Origin of the sequence: Rhizobium sp. CB3171 (assembly GCF_029714265.1) — a bacterium.
In the GTDB taxonomy this organism is placed as follows: Bacteria; Pseudomonadota; Alphaproteobacteria; order Rhizobiales; family Rhizobiaceae; genus Rhizobium.
Genome location: NZ_CP121653.1, coordinates 1,524,842 through 1,540,330 on the forward strand (window position 1 = coordinate 1,524,842; position 15,489 = coordinate 1,540,330).

Genomic DNA, 15,489 nt, shown 5'->3' on the forward strand with positions numbered 1-15,489 from the left:
ATGGCGATCGATCGCAGAAATCTGAAGGTGCTCGCCAACTTCTGTGCCGCCGCCGCCGATGCCATGGCGTTTACGCTGATGCGCACGGCCCACTCCGCTTTCGTCAAGGAAACGGAAGACTTCTCCTGCCAGGTGGTGACGCGCGAAGGGTTTGCCTTCGCAAGTCCGCGCCAGTTCGGAGCCCCCTGGTACAGCGGCATCGACTACCGCCCGCTCCTCGACATGTTCGATAGCTATGCCGAGGGTGACATCTGCATCACCAACGATCCCTATAGCGGCTTCGTCGCGACCCATTCTCCCGATATCCATATCTGGAAACCGGTGTTTCACGGCAGCGAGATCGCCTGCTTCGTCGTCGGCCATATCCACAATACCGATGTCGGCGGCGCAGTCCCTGCCTCGCTGTCGCGCTCGCTCACCGAAATCGAGCAGGAAGGCTTGCGCATTCCGCCGGTCAAGCTCGTCGAGAACGGTGTGCTGAACGATTTCGTGCTGCACACTGTCAGAGCCAATGTCCGCCTGCCAGATCAGAACATCGGCGACCTCAATGCCCAGATTGCTTCCGTCAATATCGGCGAGCGCAAGCTGAAGGAGATCATTGCCCGCTTCGGCTTTGACGATTTCATCGACGGCGTCGGCCAGATTCTCGACTATGCCGAGGAACAGACGCGCGCCATTCTCAAGCGCATACCGGATGGCGACTATTTCTTCGCGGATTATGCCGACGAGGATTCGGTCGGCGGCAAACCTTGCCGCGTAGCTCTGACGCTGCGCATTCGCGGTGACGAGATCGAACTCGACTATACCGGCAGCGACCCGCAATTAGGGTCGTCGCTCAATATGCCCACCGGCGGCCGTGAACGCCATCCGCTGGTGATGGTGGGCCTGACCTATGTCTTATACACCCTCGACAATTCCCTGCTGCTCAACGCCGGAACGCTGAGGCCAGCACGGGCGATCCTTCCCGAGGGGAGCATCGTCAACTGCCAGCGCCCCGCCGCCGTCGGCATGCGCTCCCTGACCTGCGCCATGACCCAGATCGTCACGGTCGGTGCCTTCGCTAAGGCGCTTCCGGAGCTGATGCCGGCCGCCTCTCCCGGCGGCAATGCCATCATGAACATCAAGACCAGCGCCAGAAACGGCCGGCCGGTCATGGCCTCGATCGGCCCGGTCGGCGGCGGTGGCGGCGGAACACCGATCGGCGATGGAAGCGACGGCGCCGGTGGCGCCACGGGTTTCCTGCGCAATACGCCGATCGAGATCAGCGAGGCGGAAGTGCCGATCCGCTTTCTGCGCTACGGATTGGAGACCGATACGGGCGCGCCGGGTAGCTATCGCGGCGGCCTGTCGGCGGTGATGGAATTTCAGGTCTCGGCGCCGGAAACCGTTGTGACGGCGCGCAATCGCAATCGCTCGGTCATGCCCTCCTGGGGTCTCGCAGGCGGCCATGCCGGCACCATCTCACGCTTTATCCGCAATCCCGACGGAGACGACGAGATTTCGCTCGGCAACACGGACATTGTGCACTGCAATCCCGGCGACGTGATCCGCGTCATTGGCCCTGGAGCCGGCGGCTATGGCGATCCGTTCGAGCGCCCGGTCGAAAAGGTCGTTCAGGATGTGCGCCGCGGCGCTATCTCAATGGAAAGTGCGCGACGCGATTACGGCGTGGCGATATCGCGTGGCGCGGCTGACGGCGAGGCGACCGCAGCCCTACGGGCCGACCGATCGCCAAACACCGATCCCATCGCCTATGCCGCTGAGCGGATCGCCTTTGAATCGGTATGGACGGAAGAGCGCTACGATCTGCTGACCGGCTTTCTCGCCAGCGTGCCGGTCGGCTGGCGATTCTTCTTGAAGCACAGGATCTTCGACGCGGTCGCCTCCGGCTTGAACAGGTCGGGCGATGTTGCCGAGGAGATGCGCGCCATCTTCGCCGAGATGCGCGAACGCTACGGCGTTTGACAGTCTGCGGCGATTGGTTATGACATCCATAACCTAAAGGCGGATCTCATGAACGCACGCCAGCTAGAAATCTTCCGGGCGATCATGCGCGACGGTACGCTGACCGCAGCCGCGAATTCGCTTGGGATATCGCAGCCCGCCGCCAGCAAGTTTCTCCATCACCTGGAAAGCCAGCTCGGCTACACGCTGTTCGATCGTATCGGCGGGCGGCTCGTGCCGACCATGGAGGCAAACCTGCTGTTTGCAGATGCCGACAGGGTGTTTCGTGAGATGGAAGCCCTGAAATCGCTGGCGCGGGATATCGGTGCGCAGAAGATCGGTTTGCTGAGGCTCGGGATCAGCCTGGCGGTCACCTATTCGGTGCTGCCGAAGGCACTCCTGCGCTTTCGTGCGAAGCATCCGGAAGTGAAGGTTCATCTCCATGCCCTGCCGAAGCGCGAGATCGCCGAGGCGCTGCTTCTCGGCGACATCGACCTCGCCGTCACCTTGTCTGTGATCGAAGCCCCAACCGTTCGCAGCGAAATCCTCAGCGATGTCCCGATCGTCGCGGTAATGCGGGCCGATGATCCCCTGGCATCCAAGGCAAGGATCGGCCCCGCCGATCTCGACGGTTTGCCGCTGATCTCCTACGGCGCCCATGCGGAAATCGGCGCGGCGATGGACGAAGCTTTTTCGAGCTGCGGCCTGCAGCGCGAGGTTGCCATTCAGATTGCCTCCTCTGTTGGCGCTGTGCCGCTGGTGCGCGAGGGGCTCGGCATCGCCCTGGTCGACGGGCTCGTTGCCTGGCATGGCTTCGAGGGTCTGGTGACCCGCCCCTTCGAACCGCGTCTTGCCATGCAGATGGTGGCCGCCACCAATGACGCCCGGCCCGCCTCGCGATTTGTACGGCCCTTTCTGGCTACATTGCGTGACGTTCTCTGAAACGCCGAATCTTGCGCTGAAACACTGAGGGCAAACGGGATATTCCGTCGCGACGGCGGAAGCATCAATCGAAACTGCCAGGGTGCAGCCGATAGACTTGCCCGACCCGACGGTAAGGAACGGCCATGACCCTTAGTTTCGATCCAAATTCGCTCGACCTCCCAAGCGGACATTTCATCGATGGCCGCTATGTCGCAGCCATGGGCGGCATGACCATGCACCGACCGTCGGATGGTGTCGCTTTCGCGAAATGTCCGGTGGCCGGAAAGGACCTTGTCGACCGCGCCGTCGAGGCCGCGAACCGGGCTCTGAAGACCAGCGGCTGGTCCTCCCTCCGGCCGCGAGAGCGAACCAAGGCGCTGGTTCGTTGGGCTGACCTGATGGAAGAAGAGGCCGTGACGCTCGCCCGTCTAGAAGCCGTATCCTCGACCCGCCCGATCGGCCAGCTCGTCGCCGGCGATATCGCCATTACTGCCGAGCAGATCCGCTTCTTCGCGGAGTTCGCTGACAAGGAAGGTGGCGATCTGGTCCCGGCTGACGACCACAGCCTCGGCATGATCATGACCGAACCCTACGGGGTCGTCGGCGCGATCACGCCCTGGAACTTCCCGATTTCCATGGCCGGCTGGAAGCTCGGCCCCGCATTAGCAGCGGGCAACGCCGTGGTGCTGAAACCCTCCGAGATGACACCGTTTTCGACGCTCTACATGGCGGAACTCTCGGTGCGCGCCGGCATTCCCGCCGGTCTGATCAACATCGTTCTCGGCGACGGCCCGACCACCGGCGCGGCGATCACCAGCCACCCCGGTATCAGCAAGATCAGTTTCACCGGTTCGACGGCAGCCGGTGCGGCGATCATGGAGAATATCGCTCGCAGCGGCGTCAAGCCGATGACGCTGGAACTCGGCGGCAAAAGCCCGCAACTCGTCTTCGCCGATGCCGATCTCGATCTGGCCGCCGAGGCGATCGCCCGCAACGTCCTCGCCAATGCCGGCCAGGCCTGCGTGGCGGGTTCGCGGCTGATTGCCGAGCGCTCGATTGCCGAACCTCTCACCGAGGCGATCCTCGGGCACATGCGTCAAATCAAACCAGGCCCCACTTGGGACGAGAAAAGCCTCTATTCGCCGGTTATCTCGGAGCGTCAGATCGGGCGCATAGACAGCATCGTTCAGGCCGCGATCGGCGCCGGCGCGGAATGCCTGACCGGCGGTTCGCGGCTGGATCGGCCAGGCTACTTTTATGCCCCGACGCTGCTTGCCGGGGTCGATCAGGCCTCGCCGGCGGTCACTGAAGAAATCTTCGGGCCGGTGCTGACGCTGCAAACCTTCGAGACGGAAGAGGAAGCGCTCTTGCTTGCCGATCATCCGACCTACGGGCTTGCGGCGGGCTTATTCACGCGCGATCTTTCTCGGGCCGTCCGCGTGACGCGCCGCCTTCAGGCCGGAACCGTCTGGGTCAATCGCTACGGGCGTTCCCGCGACCATATTCTGCCGACTGGCGGATACAAGAACTCTGGTATCGGCAAGGACCTTGGCCGCGATGCCTATCTCGCCAATCGTCGCAGCAAATCCGTGCTGATCAACATCTGAGGAGCTGACATGAAGACCTATAGGATCGCTCTCATCCCCGGCGACGGCATCGGCAAGGACGTTACCGCCGCAGCGTGGCAGGTATTGGAAAAAGTGGCCGGGAAGGCGGGCTTCGGTCTGGAGCCGACCAGCTTTCCCTGGTCCTGCACCTACTACAAGGAAACGGGCACGATGATGCCGGCCGATGGCATTGCGACGCTGCGCAAATTCGACGCCATCCTGCTCGGCGCGGTCGGCTGGCCAGCCGAGGTGCCCGATTCCGTTTCACTGCACGGCCTACTTCTGCCGATCCGCAAGGCCTTCGAGCAATATGCCAATATTCGGCCGCACCGTCTGCTGCCGGGTGTCGAAGGGCCGCTGAAGACGCGCGACTTCGATATTCTCTGCATTCGCGAGAACACCGAGGGCGAATATTCCGGGGCCGGCGGACGCGTGCACCAGGGCACGGCAAACGAGGTCGCCGTCGAGACTTCGATTTTCACCAGAGCCGGCGTGGAGCGCATCCTGCGCTTCGGCTTCGAACAGGCCCGCGCACGCCGCGGAAAGCTCGCCTCCGTCACCAAATCGAATGCGCAGAAATATTCCATGGTGTTCTGGGATGAGATCACGGCGCGGCTCGCCGCCGACTATCCCGACGTCACCGTAACGAACTATCACATAGACGCCATGGCGGCACGCATGGTTATGGCGCCGGAAAGCCTCGATGTCGTCGTCGCCTCCAATCTCTTCGGCGATATCCTGACCGACCTCGGGGCCGCCATCCAGGGCGGGCTCGGCTTTGCCGCCTCCGCCAATCTCAACCCGAACCGCACGGCACCGTCGATGTTCGAACCGGTGCACGGCTCAGCGCCCGATATCGCCCATCTCGGCATCGCCAATCCGATTGCCGCCATCTGGTCGGCCGCCATGATGCTGGATCACCTCGGCGAAAAGCCAGCCGCAGCCGAAATCATGCGTGCGATCGCCGCGACAACCGAAGCCGGCATCGGCACCTTCCCCGGCAAGGACAAGACCGACGCCATCACCCATGCCGTGCTGAACGCACTCGTCTGAACGATAAGGAAACAACAGCAATGATCGACCTCAAGGACCGGAGCCTATTGCGCCAACAGGGCCTGATCGATGGACTCTGGCGCAATGCCGCCTCCGGCAAGACCGTCGACGTCATCGATCCGGCCACGCAGACAGTAATGGGCACGGTTCCCGACATGGACGGGACGGAGACGCGCGCCGCGATCGAAGCCGCCAGCGCCGCCTTCCCGGCCTGGCGGGCGAAGACCCATGCCGAGCGGGCACAACTGCTGGAAGCTTGGCATGATCTGATGATCGAACATTGCGACGATCTCGGCCTGATCCTGACGACAGAACAGGGAAAACCGCTGGCCGAGGCACGTGGAGAAATCCGCTACGGTGCCTCCTTCGTCAAATGGTTCGCCGAGGAAGCGCGCCGGATCGGCGGCACGACCATACCCTCGCCGACCCGCGACCGACGCATCGTGGTCCTCAAGGAACCGGTCGGCGTCTGCGGCATCATCACGCCCTGGAACTTCCCCAATGCGATGATCACCCGCAAGGTGGCCCCGGCGCTCGCCGCCGGCTGTACGGTCGTCATCAAGCCATCCGACCTGACCCCTTATTCAGCTCTGGCGCTTGGTGTTCTGGCCGAACGCGCCGGCATCCCTTCGGGCGTCATCAACATCGTCACTGGCCTGCCGACCGCGATCGGCAACGAGCTGATGCGCAATGAAGCGGTCCGCAAGATCTCGTTCACCGGCTCGACCCGCGTCGGCGCACTGCTGATGCGCGGCGCCGCCGACAGCATCAAGCGGCTCAGCCTCGAACTCGGCGGCAACGCGCCCTTCATTGTCTTCGACGATGCCGACCTCGACCTTGCCGTCGAAGGCGCTATCGCCTCCAAATTCCGCAATGGCGGCCAGACCTGCGTCTGCTCCAACCGCATCCTTGTGCAGGACAAGGTCTACGACGCCTTTGCCGAAAAACTGGCCGCCCGCGTTTCCGCCATGAAGGTCGGCCCCGGCACGCAAGCGGGCGTCGACATCGGTCCGATGATCAATGCCGCCGCCATCGAGAAGATCGAGCGCCACGTTGCCGATGCCGTCGAGAAAGGCGCGACGATCGTTGCAAAGGCTTCGAGCCTTCCGGAAGGCCGGCAATATGCAGCCCCAATCGTCCTGTCGGGTGCTACCACCGACATGCTGCTTGCCAGTGAGGAGACCTTCGGACCGGTCGCCCCGCTCTTCCGTTTCAAGACCGACGAGGAGGCGATCGCCATCGCCAACGGCACGCCCTTCGGGCTTGCGGCTTATTTTTATACCGGAAGCCTCAAGCGCTCCTGGGCCGTCGGCGAAGCGCTGGAATTCGGCATGGTCGGGCTGAACACCGGCGCGATCTCAACCGAAGTCGCCCCCTTCGGCGGCGTCAAGCAATCCGGACTCGGCCGCGAGGGCTCGCAAGTCGGCATCGAGGAATATCTCGAGTTGAAGACCTTCCACATCGGCGGGCTTGGCTGAGCCTGTCAAAAACAACAAAAAGGGCGCGCCAAAAGGGGCGCCCTACCGACATGCTGCAGAGACATTCTGACGGCTTTCCTGCCCGGCAGGAATTCACTCGGGCTTCACGAGAAGGCCAGCAGCCAAAGCACGGAAGGTCTCGATAGCCTTTGGCAGCACATGCTTCGGATCGTCGCTGGCTGCGACCCAAAGAGCAGCATTGAGCGCGGCGCCGCTAAGAAGCCGAGCGGCCGCCTCGGCGTCGAGCGGCTTGAAAATCTCTTTGGCGATAAGACGCTCTACCGTCCGCTTGGTTTCCTGAAAGCAACTGCTCTGGCTGGGCCATTTTGATGGATCACCCAACACCGCAGGTCCGTCGAGCAGAACGATGCGTTGAACTTCCGGAACCAGCGCCATCTCGATATAGGCGGCGCCTTCGGCAAGCAGGCCTTTCCAATCGTCTCCCACTCGCGCGCCGATCTCTTGGGCCTGCGATGCCATCTCCGAGTCGATCTGATCGACAACTGCCGCGAGAAGCCCGCGCTTGTCTCCGAAATTATGATAGAGCGCCCCACGCGTCAGGCCGACCTCGGCCGTCAGCTCGTCCATTGATGCAGCCGAATACCCTTTTTCAGCAAAGGCTTTTCGCGCCGCCGCGATCAGTTTGGCACGGTTCTCCTCCATCGTATCGATACGTCGTTTCGCCATCCTGCCCTCAAATTTCATATACGATGCGTATGTGGACTTGACATACGGCGCGTATGCCAGTTATTTCACATACGCATCGTATATGAGATGAGGCGGCGTGTGAAGCAGAATGCATCCTGCTCATCCGCTGTCGCCAACGATAATGAAGAAAGGATCGAGAATGACCAAACGTGAGGCAATTTTTCCCGCCAACAGACATGCCCTTTACGAGGAACATGGCTATTCGGCCGCCATTCGCTCCGGTGACCTTCTGTTCGTGTCCGGGCAAGTCGGCAGCCGTGCCGACGGGACGCCGGAACCTGATTTCGGGCATCAGGTCCGTTTGGCTTTCGAAAACCTCAAGGCAACGCTGGACGCCGCGGGGTGCACGTTCGATGATATAGTGGACATAACGACGTTCCACACAGACCCGGAAAACCAGTTCGCAACAATCATGGCCGTCAAGCAGGAGATCTTCAGCGGTCCGCCCTATCCGAACTGGACGGCCGTCGGCGTGAACTGGCTTGCCGGCTTCGACTTCGAGATCAAGGTCATTGCCCGCATCCCTTCGAAGGCGTGATACTTGATCCGACTATTGGAACCGATCGAGCGTCTTGTAATACATGCCGACCAGCGGCAGGAACCAGGGCTTGCCGAAATGCCCCGGCACCGCCGGCCACTCGAGGCCTTTGACCGGATTGCGATCGGCTTTGCCCAGGATGGCATCGGCAATCATCATGCCCATATGCGTCGCCATCTGTGCGCCATGGCCGGAATAGCCCATCGCGTACCAAAGCCCGTCCACATAGCCCGCGCGCGGGAAACGGTCCTTGGTCATGTCGACCAGACCGCCCCAGCAATAGTCGATCTCGATCTTGGCAAGGTGCGGGAAGATTTCCGCGAGGCTGGCGCGTAGGATCTCGCCGCTCTTGGCGTCGGATTGCTGATCCGACGTCGCGGAAAACCGCGCCCGGCCGCCGAATATGAGGCGATTGTCCGGCGAGAGCCGGAAATAATTGCCGATGTTGAGCGAAGTCACGCAAGTGCGGTTGCCGGGCATGGTCGCGGCGACCTCCGGCTTGGTCAGCGGACGCGTGGCAATGATGAAACTGCCGACAGCAACGATGCGACGGCGGAAATAGCTGAAGATGCCGGGAGTGTAGGCGCCCGTTGCCAGGAAGACATTATCTGCCGAGAGTTTGCCGCGAGTGGTCGTCAGTTCATGCCGGCTGCCGTTGACCTTCCTGTCGGTCACGGTGGCATTCTCGAAGATTACCGCGCCGCTACGCACTGCGGCTTCTGCAAGACCGACCGCATAGCGCCCCATATGCATCATTGCGCTCTTCTTGGAGAGCATTGCGCCGTGAAACGACGTCGATCCGATTTCCGCCTTGAGATTATCAGCCGTCAGCAGCGCCGTATCCGGGTCGATCTCGCGATGGACCGCCTCGAAATTCTTGGCGATGCTGTCGAAGTGAGCCGGCTTGGAGGCAAGCTTCAGCTTGCCCGCACGGCGGAAATTGCAGTCGATCCCCTCCTCCGCGATGATCCGCTCGACTGTGTCGACGGCATCATCGAAGGCGCGATAGAGTGCCTTTGCCCGCTCGACCCCGAGTTCTTCCTTCGCCGCGATGAAACTATGGGCGATGCCGTTATTGAGATGACCGCCATTGCGGCCCGATGCGCCGGAGCCGACTGTGCCCGCCTCCAGCACGACCACTTTGGCGCCGGCCTTGGCGAGCTGAAGCGCCGCCCCTAGTCCGGTAAAGCCGCCGCCGATCACCGCGACGTCATAATGACCTTCGAGCGGAGCCGTGCTCTGCTTTGCGAAACGCGGGGCTGTGTCGTGCCAATAGGACTTAAATTGCATGGCGGCCTCCCGTCAGAGCCCGACGACGCCGGGCAGACCGGAAATATCCTTGATCTCGGTATATTCATAATAGGGATTGGCGGGTTCGTGACCCCGGTTAACCCAAACCTTGTGCTTGATACCGAGATCATAGGCCGACATCAGATCGTAGCGGAAGGATGAGGAGCAGTGCAGGATGTCTTCCGGATTGCAGCCGAGCATATCGAACATATATTCGAACGCCTTGAAGCGCGGCTTGTAAGCATTGGCCTGCTGCGCCGTGAAGACCGCATGGAACGGCGCACCGAGCTTTTCGACATTGTACATGATCTGCTCGTTCATCGCGTTCGACAGGATGACCAGCGGGATTTCCTTGGCGACCTTGGCAAGCCCCGCCGGCACGTCCGGATGCGGCCCCCAACTCGGCACGGTTTCGTAGATGGAGCGAGCGTCTTCGGCGCGGAAGGTCACGCCGTTCTTGCGGCAGGTCCGCTCGACGGCATTGTGGAGCACTTCATTATAGGGTTTCCAGTCTCCCAGAATCTCGTCCAGCCGGTAGGCCGCGAAATTCTTGATGAACTGCGCCATACGCGGCTGGTCGAGCTCGCCGCCGTAGATCTTCTGAGCAGCCTCGGCCATCTGGAAATTCGTCAAAGTGCCGTAGCAGTCGAAGGTGATGTATTTCGGCCGGAACTTCGTCATGTCTTGGATCCTTGCAGAATGCCGCGCAGGCGCTGATGAATGAGAACATCATAGGCAGCCTTCTTCCATCGGTTCACCGCATTTAGGCCGTCGCGAAGCAGAAAGTTTTGTATCGCCGCTCCGCTTTGGCAGAGAGTTGCGCGTCGCCACAAGCGCGTTGCCGCCGAAATCCGCAATCGCAGCCCGCAACACCAACCGCCCCGGCATAAGATGCGGCGGGTATGCCGACGGACGGTGGAAGATACCGCTGCCGCCCCTTCGTCGGGACGATCTTCTTTCGCTACGGGTCTATCAAAAAGAAAAGCAACGACGGGAGAAAAAGCCTGTGCAGGCAACCGGGATCGATCTTCGCCCCCTCGACCACTCTCACCTTCAATCGGCTCTGACACTGTCCCGTCAGGCAGGCTGGCCCCACCGGCTGGAAGAGTGGCAGATGCTGCTGGAGCTTAGCCGCGGCCTGGTGGCCGTCGAGAACGACCGGGTCGTCGCCACGATCTTCGTCACTCCCTATGGCGATGACGTCGCAACGATCAATATGGTGATCGTCGATGAATCGATGCGCGGGCGTGGCATCGGCCGCCGGATCATGCAGGCGGCCCTCGATATCGTTGGTGATCGTGAGTGCCGGCTCGTGGCGACTGCCGACGGTCTGCCTCTTTATGAAAGTCTAGGGTTCAAGAAGACCGGCGAGATCGTTCAGCACCAAGGCCCGCTGCTCGCGTGCATTGCGCCGCCGACGGTGGATTGGGCGACAGCCGCCGATGTCGAGCAGATCGTCACCCTCGATCGCATCGCTTTCGGAGCGGATCGCGGGCCACTCATCCAAGCCCTGGCCGAGGCCGGCCGTCTGGCTGTTCTGCGCGAAGCCGACGCGCTTCGCGGTTACGCAGCCTTGCGGTCCTTTGGCCGTGGCGAACTCTGCGGCCCGGTCGCTGCAGGAACCACTGGTGAGGCCCAGGACCTTCTGAGCTTTCTGTTCGCGGCCCGGTCAGGCGCATTCATGCGTGTCGATACCGGGGCCGAGACTGGCCTTGCTCCCTTCCTCCTCGAACATGGCCTCGCCCATGTCGGCGGCGGCATCACCATGCATCGTGCACCTTCGTCTACCCCGTCATCCGTTCCCAGCGTTCACACATTTGCCCTGGCGAGCCAAGCCTTGGGCTGAAGAGAGACATCATGCTGAGCAATTCCCTTATCGAACTCGATCGCGCCCACCTCGTTCACCCCGTCGCCTCCTATCGCGGTCACGAACAGGCCGGCGTCCGGGTGTTGAAATCCGCCAAGGGTGCTACCGTGACCGATGCATCGGGCCATCAGATGATCGACGGCTTTGCCGGTCTCTGGTGCGTCAATGCCGGCTATGGCCATGACAGTATCGTGGAGGCGGCAGCCCGTCAGATGCGGGAGCTGCCTTATGCCACCGGCTATTTCAGCCTCGGCTCGGAACCGGCCATCCGGCTCGCCGCCGAATTGGCTGACCGCGCTCCCGGCGACCTCAACCATGTCTACTTTACGCTCGGCGGTTCCGATGCCGTCGACAGCACGGTTCGCTTCATCCGCTATTATTATCACGCACTCGGCAAGCCCACGAAGGATCAGTTCATCTCGCTCGAACAGGGTTATCACGGCTCGTCCACCGTCGGCGCCGGCCTGACGGCACTTCCGGTCTTCCATGCCGGCTTCGGCATGCCGCTCGACTGGCAGCACAAGATTCCCACCCATTATGCCTATCGCAATCCCGTCGGCACCGATCCGCAGGCGATCATCGCCGCTTCGGTCGCCGCACTGCGCGCCAAGGTCGAGGAGCTGGGCGCCGAGCGTGTGGCGGCTTTCTACGCCGAGCCAATTCAGGGGTCCGGCGGCGTGCTGGTTCCGCCGACCGGCTGGATGAAGGCAATGCGCGACCTCTGCAGCGAACTCGACATTCTGTTCGTTGCCGACGAGGTGATCACCGGCTTTGGCCGTACCGGCCCGCTGTTTGCCTGCTCGGAAGATGGCATCGTCCCCGATTTGATGACCACCGCGAAGGGGCTGACGTCCGGCTATGTGCCGATGGGGGCCGTCTTCATGTCGGAGAAGGTCTATGGCACGATTGCCGACGGCGCCGGCGCCTCCGCGATTGGCCATGGTTATACCTATTCCGCGCACCCCGTCAGCGCCGCCGTTGGCCTCGAAGTGTTGCGCCTTTACGAGAACGGCCTGTTGGAAAACGGCGTCAAGGCTGGCGCGCGTCTGATGGCCGGCCTTCGCGATCTCCGTTCCCATCCGCTGGTCGGCGACGTGCGCGGGCGCGGCATGCTCGCTGCCGTCGAACTGGTGGTCGACAAGGAGCGCAAGACGCCCTTGCCTGCGACTGCCGAGCCCGCGCGGCGGATCTTCGATCGCGCCTGGAATAATGGGCTTGTCATCCGCGCCTTCGGCAACGGTGTTCTCGGCTATGCGCCGCCGCTCTGCTGCACCGATGGGGAGATCGATGCGATCATCGAGCGTACGCGCAGGACTCTGGACCAGACACTGGAAGATCCCGACGTACGGGCGGTGCTCGCCTGAGCGCAAAACGGGGCCTTGGCGGTATCGGTGAAATACCGCTTTGCCCTCATATTCGCAATTTTGTGCCGCCACAGCTCTTCCATTCAGAGAATCCGGCGAGCCTTTACTGCGAAACTGAACTGACTAAAGGCGCTCAATGCCCGAAAAACGGGGATTTTCGGCAGATACGAGAAAATCCTCGGTAGGAACAGGACAGCATTTTCTTCTGCATTCAGCCGGTGATCGGAACTGGATGCACTCGATCAAGAACTGATATTTGGCGAGGGCAGACACTTGGCAAAGAGCCTAGCGGATTTCAAATACTTCACCTTTGACGTCGTCGGAACCCTGATCGACTTCGAAGGCGGTATCAAGGATTGCCTCGCCGGGATTGCCGAGGAAGCGGGCGTCTCGATCGATGGCGAGGAAGCGCTCGCCCTCTATCGCGCCGCGCGCTATTCCGGAGATGCCGGGCTGTTTCCCGATGATCTGGTTCGTGTCTATCTCGTCATTGCCCCGACATTGGGATTGCCGGCCGAACAGGCATACGGCGAACGCCTGCGTGATTCCGCCAAGAGCTGGAAAGGCTTTCCGGACAGCGCCGCTGCTCTCCAACGCCTTTCGCAGCGCTACAGGCTGATCGCCATGACGAATGCCCGCCGCTGGGCGTTCGAACACTTTTCCAGGGAACTCAGCAATCCGTTTTATGCCGCATTCACCGCCGACGATACGGGCACGGAAAAGCCCGATCCGGCCTTCTTCGAGCAGGTCTTCGCCTTCGTCGCCAAGGACGGCTGCTCGAAAGACGACATTCTGCATGTCGCGCAAAGCCAGTATCATGATATCGGCATTTCGCGGCGGCTCGGCATGACCAATTGCTGGATCGAGCGACGCCATGCCCAGAAGGGCTACGGCGGCACGATCGAACCCAAGGAATTCACCAGGCCCGATTTCCATTTCACCTCCATGGCAGGACTTGCCGACGCAGTGGAGGCAATCAGGGCCGCTTGAGCGACTATCCGGTATCGACCTCGCGGAAAAAGACGAGGCGCGCCAATCAAACCTTAACAACAAGGGGAACGCAGATGAACGACAAGATCACGAATTGGACCAGCGCAGACGATGCCATGGTCGAAAATGCCATTCGCCGCGGCGCCACCCGCCGCGATCTCCTGCAGATGCTGCTTGCAGGCGGCATCGCTGCCGCAGCCGGCGGCGCAATCTTTGGGCGGGCCTCGGCGGCTTTCGCCGCAACCCCCGTCTCGGGCGGCTCGCTCAAGGCAGCCGGCTGGTCGTCGTCGACGGCCGACACGCTCGATCCGGCCAAGGCGTCGCTCTCGACGGACTATGTCCGCTGTTGCGCCTTCTACAACCGCCTGTCCTTCCTCGACAAGGACGGCGTCACGCAGATGGAACTCGCCGAAAGCATTGAAAGCTCCGACGCCAAAGTGTGGACCGTCAAGCTTCGCAAGGGCGTAACCTTCCACGACGGCAAGACCCTTTCGTCCGCCGACGTCGTCTATTCGCTGAAACGCCATCTCGATCCGGCTGTCGGCTCGAAGGTCAATGCAATCGCCAAGCAGATGACCGGCATCAAGGCTGTCGACCCGCAGACCGTTGAGATTACCCTCGCCAATCCGAACGCCGATCTTCCGACCATCCTTGCCATGCATCACTTCATGATCATTGCCGATGGCACGACGGATTTCAGTAAAGCTAACGGAACCGGCGCATTCGTCTGCGAAAGATTTGAACCCGGTGTCCGGTCCGTCGCTGTCAAGAACAAGAACTATTGGAAGTCAGGTGGCGCGCACCTGGACTCCTTCGAGTTCTTCGCGATCGAGGACGATTCTGCGCGCGTCAACGCGTTGCTTTCGGGCGATATCCAGCTCGCCGCGTCCATCAACCCGCGCTCGATGCGGCTTCTGGACAGCCAGAAGGGCGTGACGCTCTCGAAAACCACGTCCGGCAACTATACGGACCTCAACATGCGCCTGGATATGAACCCAGGCAGCAGCAAGGACTTCGTGACCGGCGTCAAATATCTCCTGAACCGGGAAGTCATTCAGAAGTCGGCTCTGCGCGGACTTGCCGAGATCGGCAACGACCAGCCGGTGCCGCCTTCCAACATCTACCACAATGCCGATCTGAAGCCGAAGGCCTACGATCCGGAGAAGGCCAAGTTCCACTTCCAGAAGTCGGGTCTGCTCGGCCAGTCCATTCCCGTCGTCGCCTCCGACGCTGCGACCTCCTCCGTCGACATGGCGATGGTGCTGCAGCAGGCCGGCGCCGAGATCGGCATGAAGTTCGACGTCCAGCGCGTACCCTCTGACGGATACTGGTCGAACTACTGGCTGAAAGCGCCGATGCATTTCGGCAATATCAACCCGCGTCCGACGCCGGACATCCTCTTTTCGCTGCTCTATTCCTCCCAGGCTCCGTGGAACGAAAGCCAGTACAAGTCGGAGAAATTCGACAGCATGCTGGTGGAAGCGCGCGGTCTGCTCGATCAGGCCAAGCGCAAGGCGATCTACGGTGACATGCAGGCAATGATCGCGGAAGAGGCCGGCACCGCCATTCCGGCCTATATTTCCAACGTTGACGCGATCTCCTCGAAGCTGCATGGCTTGGAGGCCAATCCGCTCGGTGGCATGATGGGTTATGCCTTCGCGGAATATGTCTGGCTCGACGCCTGATCCTCGCCTTTGTACCCGACCAGTGGTGCCACGGCACCGCT

13 protein-coding genes are annotated in these 15,489 nt (G+C 61.6%); 10 read left to right on the forward strand and 3 right to left on the reverse strand.

The window, feature by feature from the left end; translation table 11 throughout:
• The 5 genes from QA648_RS26425 (at position 1) to QA648_RS26445 (ending at position 7,006) form a co-directional block, all read left to right on the forward strand.
• Positions 1–1,965, forward strand: coding sequence for a hydantoinase B/oxoprolinase family protein (locus QA648_RS26425; protein ID WP_283051628.1), 1,965 nt, complete (start codon positions 1–3; stop codon positions 1,963–1,965).
• Positions 1,966–2,013: 48 nt separating this feature from the next.
• The gene (locus QA648_RS26430; RefSeq protein ID WP_283051631.1) at positions 2,014–2,886 is read left to right on the forward strand and encodes a LysR substrate-binding domain-containing protein; all 873 of its coding nucleotides are present in this window, start codon (positions 2,014–2,016) and stop codon (positions 2,884–2,886) included.
• A gap of 125 nt (positions 2,887–3,011) precedes the next feature.
• Entirely contained in the window at positions 3,012–4,475 is a 1,464-nt protein-coding gene (locus QA648_RS26435; RefSeq protein ID WP_283051633.1) for an aldehyde dehydrogenase family protein, read from the forward strand.
• Positions 4,476–4,484: 9 nt separating this feature from the next.
• Positions 4,485–5,528 (forward strand): tartrate dehydrogenase, encoded by a 1,044-nt coding sequence (locus QA648_RS26440; protein ID WP_283051635.1) that lies wholly within the window; start codon positions 4,485–4,487, stop codon positions 5,526–5,528.
• Between the two features lie 20 nt (positions 5,529–5,548).
• On the forward strand, positions 5,549–7,006 hold the full coding sequence (locus QA648_RS26445; protein ID WP_283051636.1) for an NAD-dependent succinate-semialdehyde dehydrogenase: 1,458 nt from the start codon (positions 5,549–5,551) through the stop codon (positions 7,004–7,006).
• Positions 7,007–7,099: 93 nt separating this feature from the next.
• Here QA648_RS26445 and QA648_RS26450 read toward each other — a convergent pair whose 3' ends face one another.
• A complete protein-coding gene (locus tag QA648_RS26450) occupies positions 7,100–7,693 on the reverse strand; it encodes a TetR/AcrR family transcriptional regulator (protein WP_260304137.1) in 594 nt (197 codons plus the stop codon).
• Between the two features lie 160 nt (positions 7,694–7,853).
• Here QA648_RS26450 and QA648_RS26455 point away from each other — a divergent pair, with 160 nt between their 5' ends.
• A complete protein-coding gene (locus QA648_RS26455; RefSeq protein ID WP_260304138.1) occupies positions 7,854–8,252 on the forward strand; it encodes a RidA family protein in 399 nt (132 codons plus the stop codon).
• A 12-nt stretch (positions 8,253–8,264) separates the two neighbouring features.
• Here QA648_RS26455 and QA648_RS26460 read toward each other — a convergent pair whose 3' ends face one another.
• Positions 8,265–9,542 carry an FAD-binding oxidoreductase gene (locus tag QA648_RS26460; protein ID WP_283051640.1) on the reverse strand — a complete coding sequence of 426 codons (1,278 nt, stop codon included), beginning with the start codon at positions 9,540–9,542 and terminating at the stop codon, positions 8,265–8,267.
• Positions 9,543–9,554: 12 nt separating this feature from the next.
• The gene (locus tag QA648_RS26465; protein ID WP_260304140.1) at positions 9,555–10,223 is read right to left on the reverse strand and encodes a haloacid dehalogenase type II; all 669 of its coding nucleotides are present in this window, start codon (positions 10,221–10,223) and stop codon (positions 9,555–9,557) included.
• Positions 10,224–10,548: 325 nt separating this feature from the next.
• Between QA648_RS26465 and QA648_RS26470 the strand changes: the two genes are divergently transcribed.
• The 4 genes from QA648_RS26470 (at position 10,549) to QA648_RS26485 (ending at position 15,448) form a co-directional block, all read left to right on the forward strand.
• Complete coding sequence (locus tag QA648_RS26470; RefSeq protein ID WP_283051642.1) at positions 10,549–11,388, forward strand: GNAT family N-acetyltransferase; 840 nt, start codon at positions 10,549–10,551, stop codon at positions 11,386–11,388.
• Positions 11,389–11,399: 11 nt separating this feature from the next.
• Positions 11,400–12,773, forward strand: a complete 1,374-nt coding sequence (locus tag QA648_RS26475) for an aspartate aminotransferase family protein (RefSeq protein ID WP_283051644.1) — start codon at positions 11,400–11,402, stop codon at positions 12,771–12,773.
• A 273-nt stretch (positions 12,774–13,046) separates the two neighbouring features.
• A complete protein-coding gene (locus QA648_RS26480) occupies positions 13,047–13,763 on the forward strand; it encodes an HAD-IA family hydrolase (protein ID WP_283051646.1) in 717 nt (238 codons plus the stop codon).
• A gap of 74 nt (positions 13,764–13,837) precedes the next feature.
• Positions 13,838–15,448, forward strand: a complete 1,611-nt coding sequence (locus QA648_RS26485) for an ABC transporter substrate-binding protein (RefSeq protein ID WP_104827171.1) — start codon at positions 13,838–13,840, stop codon at positions 15,446–15,448.
• Positions 15,449–15,489: the final 41 nt, after the last annotated feature.

Coding starts and splice junctions, on each gene's coding strand:
- QA648_RS26425 (WP_283051628.1), top strand. CDS start 1: ATGGCGATCGATCGCAGAAATCTGAAGGTGCTCGCCAACTTCTGTGCC.
- QA648_RS26430 (WP_283051631.1), top strand. CDS start 2,014: ATGAACGCACGCCAGCTAGAAATCTTCCGGGCGATCATGCGCGACGGT.
- QA648_RS26435 (WP_283051633.1), top strand. CDS start 3,012: ATGACCCTTAGTTTCGATCCAAATTCGCTCGACCTCCCAAGCGGACAT.
- QA648_RS26440 (WP_283051635.1), top strand. CDS start 4,485: ATGAAGACCTATAGGATCGCTCTCATCCCCGGCGACGGCATCGGCAAG.
- QA648_RS26445 (WP_283051636.1), top strand. CDS start 5,549: ATGATCGACCTCAAGGACCGGAGCCTATTGCGCCAACAGGGCCTGATC.
- QA648_RS26450 (WP_260304137.1), bottom strand. CDS start 7,693: ATGGCGAAACGACGTATCGATACGATGGAGGAGAACCGTGCCAAACTG.
- QA648_RS26455 (WP_260304138.1), top strand. CDS start 7,854: ATGACCAAACGTGAGGCAATTTTTCCCGCCAACAGACATGCCCTTTAC.
- QA648_RS26460 (WP_283051640.1), bottom strand. CDS start 9,542: ATGCAATTTAAGTCCTATTGGCACGACACAGCCCCGCGTTTCGCAAAG.
- QA648_RS26465 (WP_260304140.1), bottom strand. CDS start 10,223: ATGACGAAGTTCCGGCCGAAATACATCACCTTCGACTGCTACGGCACT.
- QA648_RS26475 (WP_283051644.1), top strand. CDS start 11,400: ATGCTGAGCAATTCCCTTATCGAACTCGATCGCGCCCACCTCGTTCAC.
- QA648_RS26485 (WP_104827171.1), top strand. CDS start 13,838: ATGAACGACAAGATCACGAATTGGACCAGCGCAGACGATGCCATGGTC.